This is a genomic window from Halomonas sp. E14, assembly GCF_052568415.1.
This window is the reverse complement of sequence record NZ_CP199423.1, coordinates 1,565,238-1,583,110: the sequence shown is the minus strand read 5'-3', so window position 1 is coordinate 1,583,110 and position 17,873 is coordinate 1,565,238. Positions and strand designations below refer to the sequence as shown.

14 protein-coding genes are annotated in these 17,873 nt (G+C 66.4%); 11 read left to right on the top strand and 3 right to left on the bottom strand.

The window, feature by feature from the left end; all coding sequences use genetic code 11:
• Positions 1-36 precede the first annotated feature (36 nt).
• From metG to ACT7B3_RS07425, 5 genes are all read left to right on the top strand, one after another.
• Entirely contained in the window at positions 37-2,079 is a 2,043-nt protein-coding gene (metG, locus tag ACT7B3_RS07445) for a methionine--tRNA ligase (RefSeq protein WP_445157436.1), read from the top strand.
• A gap of 84 nt (positions 2,080-2,163) precedes the next feature.
• Complete coding sequence (locus ACT7B3_RS07440; protein WP_445157435.1) at positions 2,164-3,741, top strand: diguanylate cyclase domain-containing protein; 1,578 nt, start codon at positions 2,164-2,166, stop codon at positions 3,739-3,741.
• 107 nt (positions 3,742-3,848) lie between these two features.
• Positions 3,849-4,628 carry an RnfABCDGE type electron transport complex subunit B gene (locus tag ACT7B3_RS07435; protein ID WP_445157434.1) on the top strand — a complete coding sequence of 260 codons (780 nt, stop codon included), beginning with the start codon at positions 3,849-3,851 and terminating at the stop codon, positions 4,626-4,628.
• Between the two features lie 11 nt (positions 4,629-4,639).
• Positions 4,640-5,278 carry an endonuclease III gene (gene nth, locus ACT7B3_RS07430; protein ID WP_445157433.1) on the top strand — a complete coding sequence of 213 codons (639 nt, stop codon included), beginning with the start codon at positions 4,640-4,642 and terminating at the stop codon, positions 5,276-5,278.
• A gap of 112 nt (positions 5,279-5,390) precedes the next feature.
• Positions 5,391-6,449 (top strand): hypothetical protein, encoded by a 1,059-nt coding sequence (locus tag ACT7B3_RS07425; RefSeq protein WP_444677849.1) that lies wholly within the window; start codon positions 5,391-5,393, stop codon positions 6,447-6,449.
• Between the two features lie 9 nt (positions 6,450-6,458).
• Here the strand turns inward: ACT7B3_RS07425 and ACT7B3_RS07420 are convergent, their stop codons facing one another.
• The 3 genes from ACT7B3_RS07420 to ACT7B3_RS07410 are packed head-to-tail and all read right to left on the bottom strand — an operon-like array spanning position 6,459 to position 9,460.
• The gene (locus ACT7B3_RS07420; protein ID WP_444677850.1) at positions 6,459-7,466 is read right to left on the bottom strand and encodes an ArsA family ATPase; all 1,008 of its coding nucleotides are present in this window, start codon (positions 7,464-7,466) and stop codon (positions 6,459-6,461) included.
• Between the two features lie 2 nt (positions 7,467-7,468).
• Positions 7,469-7,771, bottom strand: a complete 303-nt coding sequence (locus ACT7B3_RS07415) for a cory-CC-star protein (RefSeq protein WP_444677851.1) — start codon at positions 7,769-7,771, stop codon at positions 7,469-7,471.
• A 15-nt stretch (positions 7,772-7,786) separates the two neighbouring features.
• Positions 7,787-9,460 carry a carbon starvation CstA family protein gene (locus ACT7B3_RS07410; RefSeq protein WP_445157432.1) on the bottom strand — a complete coding sequence of 558 codons (1,674 nt, stop codon included), beginning with the start codon at positions 9,458-9,460 and terminating at the stop codon, positions 7,787-7,789.
• A 297-nt stretch (positions 9,461-9,757) separates the two neighbouring features.
• Here ACT7B3_RS07410 and ACT7B3_RS07405 point away from each other — a divergent pair, with 297 nt between their 5' ends.
• The 6 genes from ACT7B3_RS07405 (at position 9,758) to ACT7B3_RS07380 (ending at position 17,788) form a co-directional block, all read left to right on the top strand.
• On the top strand, positions 9,758-10,045 hold the full coding sequence (locus tag ACT7B3_RS07405) for a hypothetical protein (RefSeq protein WP_445157431.1): 288 nt from the start codon (positions 9,758-9,760) through the stop codon (positions 10,043-10,045).
• 149 nt (positions 10,046-10,194) lie between these two features.
• Complete coding sequence (locus ACT7B3_RS07400) at positions 10,195-10,566, top strand: response regulator transcription factor (RefSeq protein WP_444677853.1); 372 nt, start codon at positions 10,195-10,197, stop codon at positions 10,564-10,566.
• Positions 10,566-12,629, top strand: a complete 2,064-nt coding sequence (locus ACT7B3_RS07395) for an exonuclease domain-containing protein (RefSeq protein ID WP_445157430.1) — start codon at positions 10,566-10,568, stop codon at positions 12,627-12,629. The genes ACT7B3_RS07400 and ACT7B3_RS07395 overlap by 1 nt, the downstream gene beginning before the upstream one ends.
• Complete coding sequence (locus tag ACT7B3_RS07390; protein WP_444677854.1) at positions 12,626-12,823, top strand: hypothetical protein; 198 nt, start codon at positions 12,626-12,628, stop codon at positions 12,821-12,823. Before ACT7B3_RS07395 ends, ACT7B3_RS07390 begins: the two co-directional genes overlap by 4 nt.
• Before the next feature lie 3 nt (positions 12,824-12,826).
• A complete protein-coding gene (locus ACT7B3_RS07385) occupies positions 12,827-15,559 on the top strand; it encodes an ATP-binding protein (protein WP_445157429.1) in 2,733 nt (910 codons plus the stop codon).
• Between the two features lie 216 nt (positions 15,560-15,775).
• On the top strand, positions 15,776-17,788 hold the full coding sequence (locus ACT7B3_RS07380; protein ID WP_445157428.1) for a methyl-accepting chemotaxis protein: 2,013 nt from the start codon (positions 15,776-15,778) through the stop codon (positions 17,786-17,788).
• Positions 17,789-17,873: the final 85 nt, after the last annotated feature.

The following is a 17,873-nucleotide window of genomic DNA, read 5'->3' as shown; positions in this document are numbered from 1 at the left end:
CGAGGGTCTGATTTTCTTGGGAATTCCAGAGCCGATATGTCGAACAATGCAAGCGCCCCGCGCAAGATCCTGGTCACCAGTGCCCTGCCCTACGCCAACGGCTCGATCCACCTCGGCCACCTGCTCGAGTACATTCAGACCGACATCTGGGTGCGCTTCCAGAAGAGTCGCGGCCACGAATGCCATTACGTGTGCGCCGACGACGCCCACGGCACCGCGATCATGCTGCGCGCCGAGCAGGAGGGGATCAGCTCGGAGGCGTTGATCGAACGCGTCTCCCGGGAGCACCAGGACGACTTCGCCACCTTCGGCGTCGCCTTCGACAACTATCACTCGACCCACTCCGATGAGAACCGCTACTTCAGCGAGCTGATCTACACCCGACTGCGCGACCGTGGCCATATCGCCACCCGCGATATCGAGCAGATGTACGACCCGGTAAAGGGCCTGTTCCTGGCCGACCGTTTCATCAAGGGCACCTGCCCCAAGTGCAAGGCCGCCGACCAGTACGGCGACAACTGTGAGGCCTGCGGCGCCACCTACACCCCGGCAGAGCTGATCGACCCGGTGTCGGCCATCTCCGGCGCCACCCCCGAGGTTCGCAGCTCCACCCACTATTTCTTCAAGCTGCCGGATTTCGCCGATTTCCTGCGCGAGTGGACCCGCGGCGGCCACGTCCAGACCCAGATCGGCAACAAGCTGCAGGAGTGGTTCGAGTCTGGGCTCAACGAGTGGGATATCTCCCGTGACGCGCCCTACTTCGGCTTCGAGATCCCCGACGCCCCGGGCAAGTATTTCTACGTGTGGCTCGACGCCCCCATCGGCTACCTCGCCAGCTTCAAGAATTTATGCGACCGCACAGGGATAGACTTCGACGCCTTCTGGCAGAAGGACTCGGAGGCCGAGGTCTATCACTTCATCGGCAAGGACATCGTCTACTTCCATGCACTGTTCTGGCCGGCCATGCTGCACGGCGCCGATTTCCGCACCCCCACCGCGGTGAACTGCCACGGCTTCGTCACCGTCAACGGCGCCAAGATGTCGAAGTCCCGCGGCACCTTCATCAAGGCCGCCACCTACGCCGAACACTTGAACCCCGAGTACCTGCGCTACTACTTCGCCGCCAAGCTTACCTCACGGGTCGACGACCTTGACCTCAACCTCGACGACTTCGCCGCCCGAGTGAATGCCGACCTGGTAGGCAAGGTAGTCAATATCGCCAGCCGCTGTGCCGGCTTCGTCAAGAAGCTGGGCAACGGCAGGCTCTCGGCCCACTGCGCCGAGCCGGAGCTGGTGGCACGCTTCATCGCCACCGGCGACGGCATCGCCGAGGACTTCGAGGCGCGTGAATTCGGACGCGCCGTGCGCAAGATCATGGAACTGGCCGACGAGGCCAACACCTACATCGCCGACAAAGCGCCCTGGGCACTGGCCAAGCAGGAAGGGCAAGAGCAGGAGGTGCTCGACATCTGCTCCGTGGGCATCAACCTGTTCCGCCAGCTGATGGTCTACCTGGCCCCGGTGGTACCGGCCATGGCCGAGCAGGCGCAGGCATTCCTGGCGCTGGATTCTCTCGCTTGGTCGAGCCGCCATGGCGTACTGCTCGACCACCCCATCGCCCCCTTCAAGCCGCTGATGACCAGGGTGGAGCGCGACAAGATCGATGCCATGATTGAGGCATCCAAGGAGGATCTGGTGGAAGAGCAGAAGCTGAAAGAGGCCGCCAAGGGGCCGCTGGCCGACGACCCCATTGCCGAGGGGATCACCTTCGACGACTTCGCCAAGGTCGACCTGCGCATCGCCCGCATTGCCAAGGCCGACTATGTTGAAGGCGCCGACAAGCTGCTGCAGCTGACGCTGGACCTGGGCGGCGAGACGCGCAACGTCTTTGCCGGCATTCGCAGCGCCTACGCGCCAGAAGCCCTGGAAGGCCGACTGACGGTGATGGTCGCCAACCTCGCCCCGCGCAAGATGCGCTTCGGGGTTTCCGAAGGCATGGTATTGGCGGCAGGTAGCGGCGACGGCATCTACCTGCTCTCGCCGGATGCCGGCGCGGAGCCCGGCCAGCGAGTCAAATAACCGGGCTAGATTAAAGTTTGGCCGCCTGCGGTCGAAGAAAGCATATATTGGGCTTTCGCTCCCGGCCGTAGGCATGCCACACACATGAATCTTGCCACTCTGGCTTCCCTGAGGCAGCGCTTCCTGCTGGCGTTGCTTGGCGTGCTGCTGCTGGCGCTGCTGGCACTGGTGCTGGTCGCGCGTTACCAGGTGATGCCCATCCTGCTGGAAGACGAAGAAACCTTCGCCAGCAGCGAACTCGACCGGGTCGAGCGCGCCCTGGGCGGCGAACTCAACCATATGCGACGCCTTGTGGAAGACTGGGCGCACTGGGACGACACCTACGACTTCGTGCGCGGCGAGCGGCCGGAATACGTCGACTCGAACCTCTACGAAGCCACGCTCGAAACCCTCGAGCTGCAGACAATGTTGTTCCTGGATAACCAGAACGCCGCCTACTGGGTGGTCGGCTACGATGAAGCGGGCCAGTTCCGATCCTGTCCCGGCGCCTTGTCATCCTGCGGCTGGGCCGCTCCGGCAGTCTCGTTTCTCGATGCTTATATTCGCAGCGGCGTGGAGCCGGTTTCGCACACTTGGCTGCTGGTACTCCCCAACCTCGCTATGGCCGCGCTCTCACCCATCTACCAGAGCCGAGAAGAAGCCCCTTCCGCAGGCTGGCTGGCCATGGTGCGCCCGCTCTCCGAGCCTTGGGTCGACCAGTTGCGCAACACCACCGGCATCGACCTGACGTTGGCCGGCGTGCCATCCACTGGGCCCCACAAAGAGCTGGTACGCCTATCACCCATGCAGATGCAGGCCAGCCGCTATGTGCCTGCCCTGCCGCCAAGCCGCGCCGTTCGCATTGAGGCAGTGCTGCCGCGACAGCGCTACCAGGTCACGCTCGAAACCTTCCGCTTCGCACTCTACTGGACCAGCGGCGTGCTGATCGTGACCCTGCTGCTGGTGCTGTGGCTGCTTGAGCACATCGTCCTCTCGCCCCTTCGCCAGCTTTCACGCTTCACCCAGCGCCTACAGCATGACCAGGCCGAGACCATGCCCAGCAGTTTCCTTGCCCGCCGCGACGAGATCGGCACCCTGGCACGCGAATTCCGGCACCTGTGGCGCCATCAGCGCCAGCAGTCAGCCCAGCTGCTGACGCTGACCCAGCGCGACCCCTTGACCGGCATCGCCAACCGCCGCCTGTTCGACGAGCGCTTCGCTACCCTGCTTGGCCGCCAGCCGGCACCAGGCGAGGTGGCGGTGATGATGATCGATATCGACCACTTCAAACGCTACAACGACCATTACGGACACCCCGCCGGCGATGCCTGCCTGATCGAGCTGGCGAAATGCATGGACCAGCAGCTGAGCCAGCACGGTTTCCTGCTGGCCCGTACCGGCGGCGAGGAGTTCAGCGCACTGCTGCCCGATACCCCCCTCGACGCCGCCAGGCAGCATGCCGCCGCGCTGCTGAACGCCATCGAGGCCCTGGCGCTGCCCCATGCCGCATCGCTCACCGGGGCCTGCGTCACCGTCAGCATCGGCGTCGCTTCACGGGTGCCGGAGACTCTGGACGATATCGGCGAAATCATGCGCGCCGCCGACCAGGCGCTATACCAGGCCAAGAACAGCGGCCGCAACCGGGTGTGTTTATTCCACGAGGTAGCCGACCAGGCAGTCTGAAGCGGCATTGGTCAACCCACCCAGGTAGGCCCACCCCGGGCCAGCACGTATAATGCCTGCCTGTCGGCACGGGCCGACGCTTTCTCACGCGCCCAACAGGAGCACTCGTGACGGGTCAACCGACACTGATCGATGCCATCGACGCCCTGCTGCCCCAAACCCAGTGCGGCAAGTGCGGGCATCCAGGCTGCCGCCCCTATGCCGAGGCCATCGCGGCCGGAGAGCCCATCAACCGCTGCCCACCTGGCGGTGAGGCCACCCTTGCCCAGCTGGCCGAACTCACCGGCCAGTCGCTACTGCCTCTCGCCCAGCCCGCCCAGTTGCCGCTGGTGGCGGTGATCCGCGAGGCGGAATGTATCGGCTGCACCAAGTGCATTCAGGCCTGCCCGGTGGATGCCATCCTCGGCGCCAGCAAACGCATGCACACGGTGATCGTTCAGGAGTGCACCGGCTGCGAGCTGTGCGTGGCCCCTTGCCCCGTCGACTGTATCGACCTGCTGCCGCACCCCGCATGGCAGGCCGCCGACAGCGATGCGGCGCGTCAGGCCTACCTGCGGCAGCGCGCCAGCCTTGCACGCCAGCGGTTCACGGCGCGCACGGCCCGGCTGGCACGCGAAGCCCAGCAGAAGCAGCGCGAACGACAGCGCCGTGCCATCCAGCAGCGCTCGCGGGCTTCGCGCAGCGCCGCCCCTGGCGGCGAGCAGCGGCAGCGCCAGATGGCGGTGAAGGCCGCCGAGCAGGCGCTCAAGCGGGCGCGCCAGCAGTACGACAGCGCCAAGCGCCGCCAGGACGACGAGGCCATGCACCTGGCCGAGGCGCAGCTCGACCAGGCGACCCGCCTGCTCACCGAGGCCCGCGACGCCCTGCTGGCCACCCAACCGCGATAAGCGAATGCCGCATGAACGCCCAGAAACGCTACGAAATCTTCGCCCGCCTGCGGGAACACAACCCCCATCCCACTACCGAGCTGGACTGGCAGAGCCCCTTCGAGCTGCTCACCGCCGTGCTGCTCTCGGCCCAGGCCACCGATGTGGGCGTGAACAAGGCGACCGCACGGCTGTTTCCGGTGGCCAACACCCCTCAGGCCATCCTCGAGCTAGGGCTCGACGCGCTCAAGGGACACATCAAGACCATCGGCCTGTACAACACCAAGGCCGAGAACCTGATGAAGACCTGCCGCATCCTGGTCGAGCGGCACGGCGGAGAGGTACCCGACACCCGCGCCGAACTCGAGGCGCTCCCCGGCGTGGGGCGCAAGACGGCCAACGTGATCCTCAACACCGCCTTCGGGCAACCCACCATGGCGGTGGACACGCACATTTTTCGGGTCTCCAACCGCACCCGTATCGCCCCGGGCAAGAACGTGGTCGAGGTCGAACAGAAACTGCTGCGCCATGTACCGAAGGAGTTTCTGCACGACGCCCACCACTGGCTGATCCTGCATGGCCGCTACACCTGCGTGGCACGCCGCCCGCGCTGCGGCAGCTGCGTGATCGAGGATCTGTGCGAGTACAAGGAAAAGGTCGACATCGGTTGAGGCGTATCGGGTGGGCCAAGGCGTGAAAAACCACTCGTGCGACCAAGGGCGTTTTGCATCTCGCGCCCGAGTCGGTGACGATAACCCGATAACAACGCTACTTGAGCCCCCCATGTCACTTCACGACCGCCCCATCGAACAGCGGATCGAGGCGCTACTGGCGCTGTCGCGCGAGCACGCCGACACCTTCTGCAGCCCCTCGGCCTGGCTGGCCCGCGAACGCTACCTGGCCGCCCACCCGACCCGCATCCTGGCCATGAAGTGCATGGACGGGCGCATCCACCTGCCCCACGCGACCCGCACGCCGCTCGGCATCATCACGCCGTTTCGCAACCTTGGCGGCATCTTCCACCTAGGCTGGCCCTACCTGGGCGAGATCCTCACCGACGCGGTCGAACAGGCCATCCATACCGGCCACGGCGTGCTAATGCTGATCAGCTACCACTTCTCGCGCGGCGACCGCCGGCGTGGCTGCGCTGGCTTCGCCTGCAACGCCGAGGCTGCGCTGGCCCACGCCCACGAGATTCGCCACCAGGCCGAGCGGATCTTCGGCCGCGAGCAGCGCCACGTCTACCCGCTGGTGTGCGGCTTCGAAACCGATCAGGATGCCCTGGTGCTGCACGGCGACAGTGGCGACATCCTCGACCTCAGCACGCTCGACCCAGGCGCCGCCGACAGCCTGGACCATCGCGTCGCCACCCTATGCCCCGACATGCCGGCCGATATCCGCCGCGACCTGCTGCCCTTGCTCATCGGCAACCTGGCGCACGTGGAAGCGCTGCGCGGAACACCTCGCGAACTCGACCTGGAGCACCGTGAATGGGTGATCTGCGTCGGGCGCGGGTTCGACTTCCTGCACCTGCCGAATACCGCCCTGATCGTTGGCCCCTACAGCCCCGACCTGTCGCAGCCGATCGGCACCGCCGCGGCAATCATCGCATCCAACATGCAGGCCGGGCGGATTCCGGACGACGGCTTCCTGCTGCTGGCCTCGACACCGTTCGAAACGATCGGCGTCGACCGTGCCCGCGCCGAGATGAAATCACGCTTCCTGGCCGACTTCGCCGCCGAGGTGATACATCGCGAGCACCCGCAGTTGGCACGCAAGATGCTCTCGCGTACCGCCGTGGTGCACTGGCAGAGCCGCCGCCTGGAGCTGCTTGCCGGCTGAGCGCGCCGGCTAGAACCCCAGCGCCTCCAGCCGCGTGGCCAGCTCCTCCAGCACTTCGATGCCCTGCACGTCGGTCGGCAACCAGGGCAGCCGCGGCCGCGGCCACCTGGCCAGCTCGGCGTCGATGCGCGCCAGGTAGGTCGCCTCCTGCTCGCGCCGCGCACGCAGGAACTCGCCGTCGGCCTCCTCGGGAAGGACCCGATTGATCAGCGTGCCGGCAACCGGCACTTTGACTGCCTCGAGCGCCTCGACTGCCCGCACGGTCTCGAGGATCGGCAGCCGCTCGGGTGTCAGCACGAACAGGAAGCCGGTAGTCTCGGCGTTCTCAATCTGCCGCCGGGCGCGGTGGAACAGGCGGCGGCGTTGCAGCAGCGTACGCGCCACCTCGCGGGTACGATCATCGAGATCGCTCAGCGGGTCCTCCTCGGGGTCGTCGAAAGGCGTGGCCACGTCGCGCCCGCGCTTGGGAGTCAGGTGCCCCAGCACCTTGCCCAGCGACTCTGAGCGGCGGTTGTGTGCCAGCAGTCCATCGGTCCAGGCCGCCATCGCCTCGGGCAGGGTCAGCAGCCGAAGGGTATGCCCGGTGGGCGCGGTATCGAAGATGATCAGGTCATAGCCGAGGTCATCGGCGGTAACGAGCCGGGCCAAACGCTCCAGCAGCGCGGCTTCCTGGGTACCCGGCGACTGCCGGGTCAGGCGCATCTGGCGCTCCAGCTCCTTCATCATTTCGGGCGCGGCGAAGCGGCGCATCTGTTCGGTGACACGCGCCAGGTGCGCCTCCACCTCGGCGTCCGGGTCGATCTCCATGGCATCGAGGCTGGGCAGCAGGCGCCTGGGCGCATCACCCAGTTCGCGGTCGAACACATCGCCCAGACTGTGGGCCGGGTCCGTGGACACCACCAGCACGCGGCGGCCGCGCCGCGCCGCCAGCACCGCTAGCGCCGCCGACACCGTAGTCTTGCCCACCCCGCCCTTGCCGCCCACCCACAGAAGGCGCTTGTTCAGCAGTTCGTTCATGGTCAGCAACACCGGAAGTGGTCGAGAGGAGAGTGTTCCATGCCCATGCGCCGGTGCCAGTCGTGGAAGCGTTCCAGCAGCAGCGGCTGCAGCTCCAGCGTGTAGTAGGCCGCCGGGTTGGGCACGCCCATCATTTCTGAGAACACCAGCAGCATGAACAGATCGTCCTCGTCGCGTCGCGCCCGGGCGATCGCTCCACGGTAGCGCGCCGAGTAGACCTCCTCGGCAAAGAAGCGGGCCTGGCCAAGCCAGGCCCGCATCCGCTCGAGACGAGGATCATGGCGCTTGTCATGATCGTCTTTCATCGTGCCTCCGTGCGGTCACTCCTGCCGTGCCATCTCGGCGCGCGACCGCTTGAGCGCCGAGGCGCACTCCATGGCCACCAGGATCGCCGCCACCAGCACCACGACGTCGAGGATCAGCAGGAACCAGTTGCCCTGTTCGTAGAAGGAGCGCAGCTGGATCAGCAGGGCCGCAATGGTCATCACCAGGAGGAAGCACAGCGGGGCCAGGGTGTACCACATCGGCCGACGCAGGCGCACCAGCATGACGGTGATCACCAGCAGGGTAAGGCCAGCCAGCAACTGGTTGGTGGTACCGAACAGCGGCCAGATGATCATTCCCCCGGTGCCGCCCGCACCGCCTGCGCCGAAGGCCAGCAGCAGGCAGCTGCCCACCGCCAGCAGGGTGGCCGGTGCACTCTTCTTCATCCACGGCTGGTGATAGATCTCGCCCCACTCCTGGAAGATGTAGCGCTGCAGGCGCAGGCCGGTATCCATGGTGGTGCCGGCGAACAGCGCGGCCATTACCGTGAGCAGCGTGGCGGCGGTCACTTCATCGAGACCCAGGCCGTTGTGGATCATGTAGGCGCCGCCTTGGACGAAGGCGTTCACCCCACCCTGGCCGAAGGCAGTGTACATGGCCTGCCAGTCAGCGAAGGTGGCGAAGCCCGCCGTGGCGGCCAGGATGGCGGCCAGCGCCAGCATGCCCTCGCCTACGGCACCGAAGTAGCCGACGAAGCGCGCATCGGTCTCCTTGTTGAGCTGCTTGGAGGTGGTGCCCGACGAGACCAGACCGTGGAAACCGGAAATGGCACCGCAGGCGATGGTGACGAACAGCAGTGGCAGCAGCGACGGCGTGCCCGGCGGCACGTCGGTGTTGATCGCCGGGGCCACCAGGGACGGGTTGAGGAACAGGATGGCGCCATAGAGCACGATCAGCCCGATGAAGAGCTGCAGGCCGTTGATGTAGTCGCGCGGCTGCAGCAGCACCCAGACGGGCAGCAGCGAGGCGATGGCGGCATAGCCGAACAGGATCAGGATCCATACCGCGTTGCCGGAGAGCGCGCCCACTTCAGCGGGCATCTGGATCGGCACCGACGGGCCGATGAAGATAAGCCCATAGAGCGCGATCACGCCGAGGATCGACACCACCGGCAGGCTGAGGATGCGGCGATAAATCAGCTGACCGATGATCAGCGCCACCAGGATCGCGCCCCATACCGGCACCACGGCGGTGGAGAAATTCATCATCAGCCCGGCGATGACCACGGCGAACACCGCGTTCACCATCAGCAGCACCAGGAAGATGACGATCATGAAGATGCTGCGGGCGCGCTTGCCCACCACGTCGCCGGTCAGGGCGCCGACCGATTTCGCCTTGTTGCGCACGCTGGCCCAGATGGCACCGGAATCGTGGACCCCGGCGAAGAAGATGGTGCCCAGCACGACCCACAGGAAGGCGGGCAGCCAGCCCCAGATCACTGCGATGGCAGGCCCGACGATGGGCGCGGCCCCGGCCACCGAGGTGAAGTGGTGCCCCCACAGCACGAAACGGTTGGTCGGCACGTAGTCGACGCCGTCCTCGAACTCGTGCGCCGGGGTTCGAAAGTCAGGGTCCAGACGATAGATCTTGTCGGCAATGAAGCGCGAATACAGGAAGTACCCCGCCGCCATTCCGCCAAGACCTAGCAGCAGCAAGACAATGGCGCTCATAGGTCAGCTCCTTGGTAAGGACATGGTTTTCTTCTTGTACGCTCACCTTTTTGGCGAGAGTTATCGTGCGGCAAGCGTGGCGCCGCACGGCTAGGATGGCCAGCCGGGCCGGTGAAGTCCAACCCGTGCCCCTGCCCACACATGCGATTACGCCTAAAGTCGAAGAGGGTCACCCGACCCAATGCAGGCGGTTTTCCCGCTTCAGGTGCGCGCAGCGGCTGCACCCAAGGTCTTAAAGCCCGCCGGGCGGCGTCGCGTTAGGCTGAGGTACCCGCCTTCCCGAGAGCGACATTGTCGATGCAAGAGATCCTGCTTCCCCTGGCCATGGCTGCCACTTTCGGCGCCTTCACCGGCTCGCTGTTTCGCCTGACGCGCCGCCCCGGGTACAACCGACCCTTCATGTTTCCCTTGGTCGGCCTGCTGGCCGGCATCACCGCCTACATGATCTTCCACGTGCTGGCCTCCACCACCGGCGCCCCAGCGTGGCTCTTGCCGCTGCTCGTCGTGCTGCAGGTATGGCTATGGCTCGGCCCGCTGGGCCCCAAGATCAAGCCGCTCGAAACCAAGGGCGAACCGCGTCGCTGACGCGCCTCGCTCTCGGTGGCAGCCGCGGCGGCGAGTCACTGCGGCCGCCGCCGGCTCTCATCTTCTGCCAAGGTCGTCTTTGCCGGCCTGCACGCCCCCACTAGACTGAGGCTAACAACACATAAAAGTAGCTCGTTAAGGAGTGGTGAATGGCCAAGGTACTGGTGGTGGACGATGAACCCAACATCGTGCTGTCGCTGGAATTCCTGATGCAGCAAGCCGGCTTCGACGTGGTCACGGCGGAAGACGGCGAGGGGGCGCTGACCAGCGTTGAGGATTCCCCACCGGATCTGATCCTGCTCGACATCAGCCTGCCCGGCATCAGCGGTTTCGACGTACTGGAACAGCTGCGCCAGGACCCGCGACATGCGAACCTGCCGATCATCATGCTCACCGCCCACGGGCGCGAGGTCGAACGTGAGAAGGGCTTGGCGCTGGGTGCCGACGACTACGTGACCAAGCCGTTTTCCACCCAGGCCCTGGTCGAGAAGGTCAAGCGCCTGCTGGCCGAGGATGCCTGATGAACAAGGGCAGGCTGCCCAAGCGCCAGCGGCTGATCGGCCTCTGGCTGCTGCTCAGCGGCATCAGCATCATGGGCGGCGCGATTTTCGCCGCCTGGCTCGATAGTCTGTTCCAGCCTCAGGGTTTCCCCCGCCTGGTGCTGTGGCTGGGCTGCTTTTCCGGCGGCGGCACGATCTTCCTCTGCGGCCTGCTACTCGAGCGCATGCTGTTCACCCCGCTGCGTCACCTGCAGGTCCAATTGGCCCGGCTGGTGGCCAATCCCGACGCCCGCGACGACTATCCCCCCGAAGGCTGGCTGCGCGGGCTGGGCCCCGACCTGGTGCGCGTGCGCGAAGCGTGGCGCTCCGATCGCCGTCGCCTGGCTACCGCTCATGCCGAAGGCGCCCGCAGCGCCGCCCGGATCCGCCAGGAGCTCGAAACCCTGCTGCAAGTGCTCGACACCCCGCTGCTGCTGTGCGACCACCACCGCCGGCTGCTGCTGTTCAACCAGGCTGCCGAGAGCCTGTTCGAGGAGAACCCCGGGCTCGGGCTGGGCAAACGCCTGGACACCCTGCTGCCTGTGACCAGCCTACAGGATGCCATCGGCCAGCTGCCTGAGGACGGCTCGCCCCGCGAGCTGCTGATCCCCTGCGACGAACGCTGGCTGCACGCGGTGCTGCGTCGCGTCCCCCTCAGCAATGGGGAGACGCTGCTGACTCTGACCGATGCCACCGCCGCCTGGAACAGCGAGATGGGCGCCCGCGCCGAGCTGGCCGAGCGCCTGCCGCCGCTGCGCCGCCATGGCGCCAGCCTGAGCAGCGCCGCCGAGGCGCTCGGCAGCGCCCGCCATGCGGGGCGCGGCGACGATGCCCTACGCGCCCGCCTGGAAACGGTGATCGAAGAGGAGAGCCGCGCCTTGGGCCAGGCGCTGGAGGGGCTCGGTCGGCTGATCGAGGACATGCAGCAGCAGGGCGAGCGGCTGGTGCCGCTGTGGTCGAACGATCTCTGGCAGTCGCTCAACGAGCGCCTGGGCGACGACCCGCTCCAGGTCGTGCCCATCGGCATGCCGGCCTGGTTCAAGGGCGACGCCCCGGCGCTGCTGGCACTGCTGGAGTCGCTGCTGGCACAGCTGCGTCAGCATACCGGCCATACCACCTTCGAAGGCGAGATGCTGCTGGGCAACCGCCGCGTCTACCTCGACCTGGTATGGCGCGGCACGCCGCTGGCCCAGCGGGAGCTGGCCGCCTGGAGCGAGCGGCGGCTCGACTCCCTGCCGCTGTCTCCGCGGGTCGGCGACCTGCTGCGCCAGCATGCCAGCGACACCTGGAGCCTCGCCGATGCCGACGGCATTCACGCGCGGCTGCGCCTGCCGCTGCCTTCGGTGGAACGCGTCGGCGCCCCGCGCGAAGCATTGCCGCCGCGCCCGGAATTCCACGATTTCGGCATTGCCGACCTGCCGCCGCCGGACGCCGAACTGGCCAGGTGCCCGCTGCGCGCCCTGGAAGTGGTGGCCTTCGATACCGAGACCACGGGGCTGGAGCTGCGCCGCGGCGATACCGTGATCAGCATCGGCGCCTGCCGCATCGTCAACGCCCGGCTGCTGGCCAGCGAGGTGTTCGACGTTCGCGTCGATCCCGGCAAGCCGATCCCGCCGGCCAGCACCGCCATCCACGGGCTCACCGACGACGATGTGATGGGCGCCCCCCCGCTGCCGGTGATCCTGCCGCGCTTTCGCGACTACATCGGCGATGCGGTGATTCTGGCGCACAATGCCGCCTTCGATCTCCTTGCCTTGCAGCCGCCCGGGGCCAGCGTCACCCTCGACATGCCGGTGCTGGACACCCTGCTGCTGTCACGCGCGCTGGACGAGAGTCTCGACGGCCACGACCTCGACACCCTGGCGGAACGCTACGACCTCAGCTTCCCTCCCGGCACGCGCCACACGGCGTTGGGTGACGCCCGGGTGACGGCCGAGCTGTGGCTGGCACTGCTGCCGCGGCTCGAGGCACGTGGCATCGACACCCTGGAGCGCGCCCTGGCGCTTCAGGCCAGCGCCTTCGACAAGGAGGACGCCTGCACATGAACGAGGCCACCCGCCAGGCTCGGCTGGTCGCCCTGGTCGCCCTGGCGCTGCTGCTGTTCACGCCGCCAATGGTGCTGGTCTTCGACCGCGCCAACGGCGGGCTGTCCTGGCTGCCGCTCTACCTGTTCGCCGCCTGGGGGCTGGTGTTGGGGCTTGCCGCCTGGTTACTGGAGCATTGGCGAGAGGACGGCTGAGCCATGAGAACCGATCCGGTGGTGCTGACGGTAGCCTTCGGCTACCTGGCGCTACTGTTCGTGATCGCCGCCTGGGGCGATCGCCGCGCGGAACGCGGCCGCTCGGTGATCGGCTCGCCCACCGTGTACGCCCTCTCCATCGCCGTCTACTGCACGGCCTGGACCTTCTATGGCAGCGTCGGTCGTGCCGCCGAATTCGGCCCCAGCTTTCTGCTGATCTACCTGGGACCGACCCTGGCCATGCTGATGGCCCCATTCATGATCCGCAAGATGGTGCGTATCGCCAGCGCCCAGCGCATCACCTCCATTGCCGACTTCATCAGCGCCCGCTACGGCAAGAGCTCGAGCCTTGGCGCCCTGGTGGCGTTGATCGCGCTGATTGGCATCACGCCCTACATCGCCCTGCAGCTCAAGGCCATCACCCTCAGCCATGCCGTGCTGGTCAACTATCCCGAAGCGGCGGAGCTGCGCCTGGCCGAAGAGAGCTTCTGGGTCGACAAGTCGTTCTGGGTGGCGCTGGTGCTGGCCGTCTTCATCATTCTGTTCGGCACCCGCCACCTAGACGCCAGCGAGCGCCATGAAGGCATGGTCGCCGCGATCGCCTTCGAATCGCTGGTCAAGCTGCTGGCCTTCCTGACCGTCGGCGTCTTCGTGGTCTTCGTGCTGTTCAACGGCCCCTTCGATCTGTTCCGCCAGGTCGCGGCCACCCCCGAACTGAGCGGTGCGCTGGGGCTGGACGCCGTGCCGGGAGGCGCCACCGGCTGGGTGGGCACGCTGGTACTGGCCTTCCTGGCATTTCTCACCCTGCCGCGGCAGTTTCAGGTACTGGTGGTCGAGAACGTCGACGAGCGCCACCTGAACCGCGCCAGCTGGCTATTCCCGCTCTACCTGGTGGCCATCAATATCTTCGTCATCCCCATCGCCATGGCCGGGCTGCTGCTGCCGGTCGGCAACAGCGACCCGGACAGCTTCGTGCTGACGCTGCCGCTTTCGGCAGGGCTCGAGGGCATCCCGCTGCTGGTGTTCATCGGCGGGCTCTCGGCGGCCACCGGCATGGTCATCGTGGAAACCATCGCGCTCTCGACCATGGTCAGCAACCAGCTGGTGATGCCGCTGCTGCTGCGCTCCAAGCGCCTGCACCTCAGTTCCCAAGGGGAGCTGGCCGGCTGGCTGCTGGGCATACGCCGGGTGGCGATCGTGTTGATCCTGCTGCTTGGCTATCTCTATCACGCCCTGATCGGCGACTCCTACAGCCTGGTGACCATCGGCCTGGTCTCCTTTGTCGGCGCCTCCCAGTTTGCCCCCGCCCTGCTGATCGGCATGTACTGGCGCGGCGCAACCCGGGCTGGGGCTTCGCTGGGGCTGTTGGCCGGCTTCGCCATCTGGGTCTACACGCTGCTGCTGCCGGGTTTCGCTCAGTCCGGCTGGCTGGACGCCGCCTTCCTGGCCCAGGGTCCATGGGGCATCGCCTGGCTGCGGCCCTATGCGCTGTTCGGGTTGGAGGGCTGGGACATCTACAGCCACGCCCTGCTGTGGAGCCTGCTGGCCAATGTCGGCCTGCTGCTTGGCGTCTCATTGTTCACCCGCCAGACCCCGGTCGAGCAGACCCAGGCGGCTCTGTTCACCGAAGCCATGAACCCCAGCCTGCAGCACACCTCGCTGTGGCGTGGCCAGACCACCCGCGGCGAGCTGCAGAGCCTGCTCAACCGCTACCTGGGTGCCGCCGCCACGGCGCGCATCCTGGCCGACCAGGAGGTGCACCTGGCCGACGAGGACCCTGCCCCCCCGGCACTGATCGCCCGCGCCGAGCAGGCCCTCTCCGGCGCACTGGGCAGCGCCTCGGCGCGGGTACTGATCAACTCGGTGGTACGCGGCGAGGCGCTGGACCTGGAGTCGATCCTCAGCATCCTCGATACCACCTCGCAGACGCTGGAGTACAACCGGCGCCTGGAGCAGAAGTCCAACGAGCTGGCCCGAATCGGCGAGGAGCTGCGTGCGGCCAACGAGCGGCTGCGCGAACTCGATCGCCTCAAGGACGAGTTCGTGGCCATGGTCAGCCATGAGCTGCGCACGCCGCTCACCTCGATCCGGGCTTTTGCCGAGATCCTGCGCGACGGCAAGGACCTACCCGAAGATAAGCGCGTGCATTTCCTTGAAGTGGTAGTGCTGGAGAGCCAGCGGCTGTCGCGGCTGATCGAGGAGATCCTCGACCTGGCCCGCCTCGAGAGCGGCCGTCTCACCCTCTCTCCGCAGCGCCTGGACCTGGCCGCCCTGGCCCGACACAGCGTGGATGCAGTACATCGCCTGCAGGAGGATCGCGGCGTGACCCTCAGCGTCGAGATCGAGGTCGACGAGGCGTTCGTGGTCGGCGATCCCGACCGGCTCGAACAGGTGATCATCAACCTGCTGGACAATGCAGGCAAGTTCGCCGATGACGATAACCCCCAGGTGCTGCTGCGGCTCTATCCGCACCAGCAGCACTACTGCCTCAGCGTCGAGGACAACGGGCCCGGCATCGCCGCGGAAGAGCGTGAGCGCGTGTTCGAGAAGTTCCACCAGATCAAGCGCTATGGCGCCGGCTCAGGCAAGAGCCGCGGGCGGCCCCGCGGCAGCGGCCTGGGTCTACCGATCAGCCGCGGCATCGTCGCCCACCTGGGCGGGCGGCTATGGGTGGAAGAGGCCAGCGTGCTCAAGGGCGCCTGCCTGGTCATGGAACTGCCGCGCGCGCCAGAATGACGTCCCCCCTGGCATTCCTGAACAGTTAAAGAAACATTGCTGCCTGCCGATAACGACAGCAGACGCAGAACGCTTTCCTAACGATAAAAGGACCATGCGGCAAGGACCCTGCCTCTCGACGACCGTTGCTTCCGCAGGCTATCACGCCGGAGGCGGGCCAGGCGGCCGAGCGGTCGGACCGCACATGCATCGAAGACACCAAAGAGAATCTCACAGATGACACGCCTTACCCGCTTGACGCTGACCCAGAAACTGCTCGGTGCCGTCGGCATTCCTCTTCTGCTGGCCTTCATCGCCCTCGGGGCGATCGTGCAAGTCCAGCTCAGCAGCGCCATTCCCCCCATGGTGGAGCACACGACGGTGCGCCAGGTGGAAGCCCGTGCCGACGAGATCGGCCAGTGGATCAACGGCTATCGCACGCTGCTGTCGGGCCTGGCCAAGGACGAACGCCTGGCCGAGCGCGTCGACGTAACCGCTCACCTCGACTGGCTGATCTCGCGCCACCCGGGCGATGCCACGATCGAATCCTTCTACTTCGCCAATGCACGCGGCGACACCGTGACCCACACCGGGGTACGCGCCGACATTTCCTCGCGCGGCTACTTCCAGACGCTGGTGGTGGAAGGCAGCGCCGACCGACTGCTCGCCGACCCTGTCATCTCGATGATCACCGGCCAACCCACCGCCATCGTGGCCGAGGCGATCATCGATGCCGAAGGCAACCGCGTCGGCCTGCTGGGCTTTACGCTCTCCATGGCGGCGATCTCCGAGATCACCTCCGCCATCGACGTCGGCGACGACAGCTACGGCTACCTGGTCGATCGCAGCGGCATGGTCGTTGCCCATCCGAACCCGGATACGCGAATGAACCTGCGCGTCACCGAAGCCGACGAGGCAGGCTTTCAGGGCGCCAACGCGCTCGGCCGGCAGATGCTCGCCGGCGAACCCGGCATCGGCCGGGTGGTTTCACCGGAAGGCATCGGCACCACCATGGTGTGGCAGCCGATTTCTGGCACCGAAGGCTGGACGCTGGCCGCTGCCATGCCCAACGCCGCCTTCACCGCCGTCACCCATACCCTGCTGTTCACCCTCTTGATCGTCGGCACGGCGATGCTGACCGCCCTGCTCGCGATCATCTATTTCACGACGCGCAAAGTGTTGGCCCCCATCAAGCAGACCACGCGGGCCATGGCCGACATCGCTCAGGGCAAGGGTGACCTGACACGCCGCCTAAGCGCCCAGAGCCACGACGAAGTGGGCGAACTGGCCATGCAGTTCAACGGCTTCGTAGAACGCATGCAGCGCACCCTGCTGGAGGTGCGCAGCAGCGCCCGCACCGTGCTGGCCGGCGCCAGCGACATTGCCGATGGTACCCGGGAACTCTCCTCACGCACCGAGCAAGCCGCTGCCAATCTGCAGGAGACGTCCGCCTCCATGGAGCAGATTCACTCCACCGTGGCGCATACCGCTCAGGCATCGGAGCAGGCCAATGGGCTTGCCGTCAGCGCTGCCGACCTGGCAGAGCGCGGCAACCTGTCGATGACCGACATGCAGACGAAGATGGCGGCGATCGACGAGTCGGCCAACAAGATCAGCAATATCATCGGCCTGATCGACTCCATCGCCTTCCAGACCAACATCCTGGCGCTGAATGCCTCGGTCGAGGCGGCACGAGCCGGCGAGCACGGGCGCGGCTTTGCCGTGGTGGCACAGGAAGTACGCAACCTGGCCAGCCGTTCGGCCGATGCGGCCAAGGACATTCGTCAACTGATCGACGCCTCGGTGCAGCACACCCAACAGGGCGGTGAAATCGTCAAGAGCGCGGCCGAGCGCATGCAGGCGCTGCGCCAGAGCGTGATCCAGGTCTCGGATGTCATCAGCGAGATCACCGCCGGCGCCCGCGAGCAGACCCAGGGGATCGAACAGGTCAATACCGCCGTGGCCGAAATGGACACCATGACCCAGCAGAACGCCACCATGGTGAGCCAGAACGCCGGGCTGGCCTCCGCCATGCATGAAAATGCACGCAGGCTCGACGAGCTGATGGCCGAATTCGTACTCGGCGACAACGACGCCGTGCGTCAGCCTGCCGGCGCCACCTTCACCAGCACCAGCACCAGCACCACGCTCATGGCACGTCCGGTCATTGATCCCAGGCCCGCCCTGCCGTCGGCAGGAGGTGGCAAGCGGGCGCAGCGCCCGGCGGAAGAGGAGTGGGAAACCTTCTAGGCAGAATCTCCTTGGTACTCGCCTCCTGCCCGGCCCGCGCCGGCAGGAGGCGTTTTGTTTCTGACGAAGAGGGTGTCTTGCCAGG

Bases quoted from the DNA above. Each gene is read 5' to 3' on its own strand.
- ACT7B3_RS07415 (WP_444677851.1), bottom strand. From the start codon at position 7,771: ATGAAAGACGATCATGACAAGCGCCATGATCCTCGTCTCGAGCGGATG.
- ACT7B3_RS07420 (WP_444677850.1), bottom strand. From the start codon at position 7,466: ATGAACGAACTGCTGAACAAGCGCCTTCTGTGGGTGGGCGGCAAGGGC.
- ACT7B3_RS07400 (WP_444677853.1), top strand. From the start codon at position 10,195: ATGGCCAAGGTACTGGTGGTGGACGATGAACCCAACATCGTGCTGTCG.
- nth (WP_445157433.1), top strand. From the start codon at position 4,640: ATGAACGCCCAGAAACGCTACGAAATCTTCGCCCGCCTGCGGGAACAC.
- ACT7B3_RS07390 (WP_444677854.1), top strand. From the start codon at position 12,626: ATGAACGAGGCCACCCGCCAGGCTCGGCTGGTCGCCCTGGTCGCCCTG.
- ACT7B3_RS07380 (WP_445157428.1), top strand. From the start codon at position 15,776: ATGACACGCCTTACCCGCTTGACGCTGACCCAGAAACTGCTCGGTGCC.
- ACT7B3_RS07405 (WP_445157431.1), top strand. From the start codon at position 9,758: ATGCAAGAGATCCTGCTTCCCCTGGCCATGGCTGCCACTTTCGGCGCC.
- ACT7B3_RS07395 (WP_445157430.1), top strand. From the start codon at position 10,566: ATGAACAAGGGCAGGCTGCCCAAGCGCCAGCGGCTGATCGGCCTCTGG.
- ACT7B3_RS07410 (WP_445157432.1), bottom strand. From the start codon at position 9,460: ATGAGCGCCATTGTCTTGCTGCTGCTAGGTCTTGGCGGAATGGCGGCG.
- ACT7B3_RS07425 (WP_444677849.1), top strand. From the start codon at position 5,391: ATGTCACTTCACGACCGCCCCATCGAACAGCGGATCGAGGCGCTACTG.
- ACT7B3_RS07440 (WP_445157435.1), top strand. From the start codon at position 2,164: ATGAATCTTGCCACTCTGGCTTCCCTGAGGCAGCGCTTCCTGCTGGCG.
- metG (WP_445157436.1), top strand. From the start codon at position 37: ATGTCGAACAATGCAAGCGCCCCGCGCAAGATCCTGGTCACCAGTGCC.
- ACT7B3_RS07385 (WP_445157429.1), top strand. From the start codon at position 12,827: ATGAGAACCGATCCGGTGGTGCTGACGGTAGCCTTCGGCTACCTGGCG.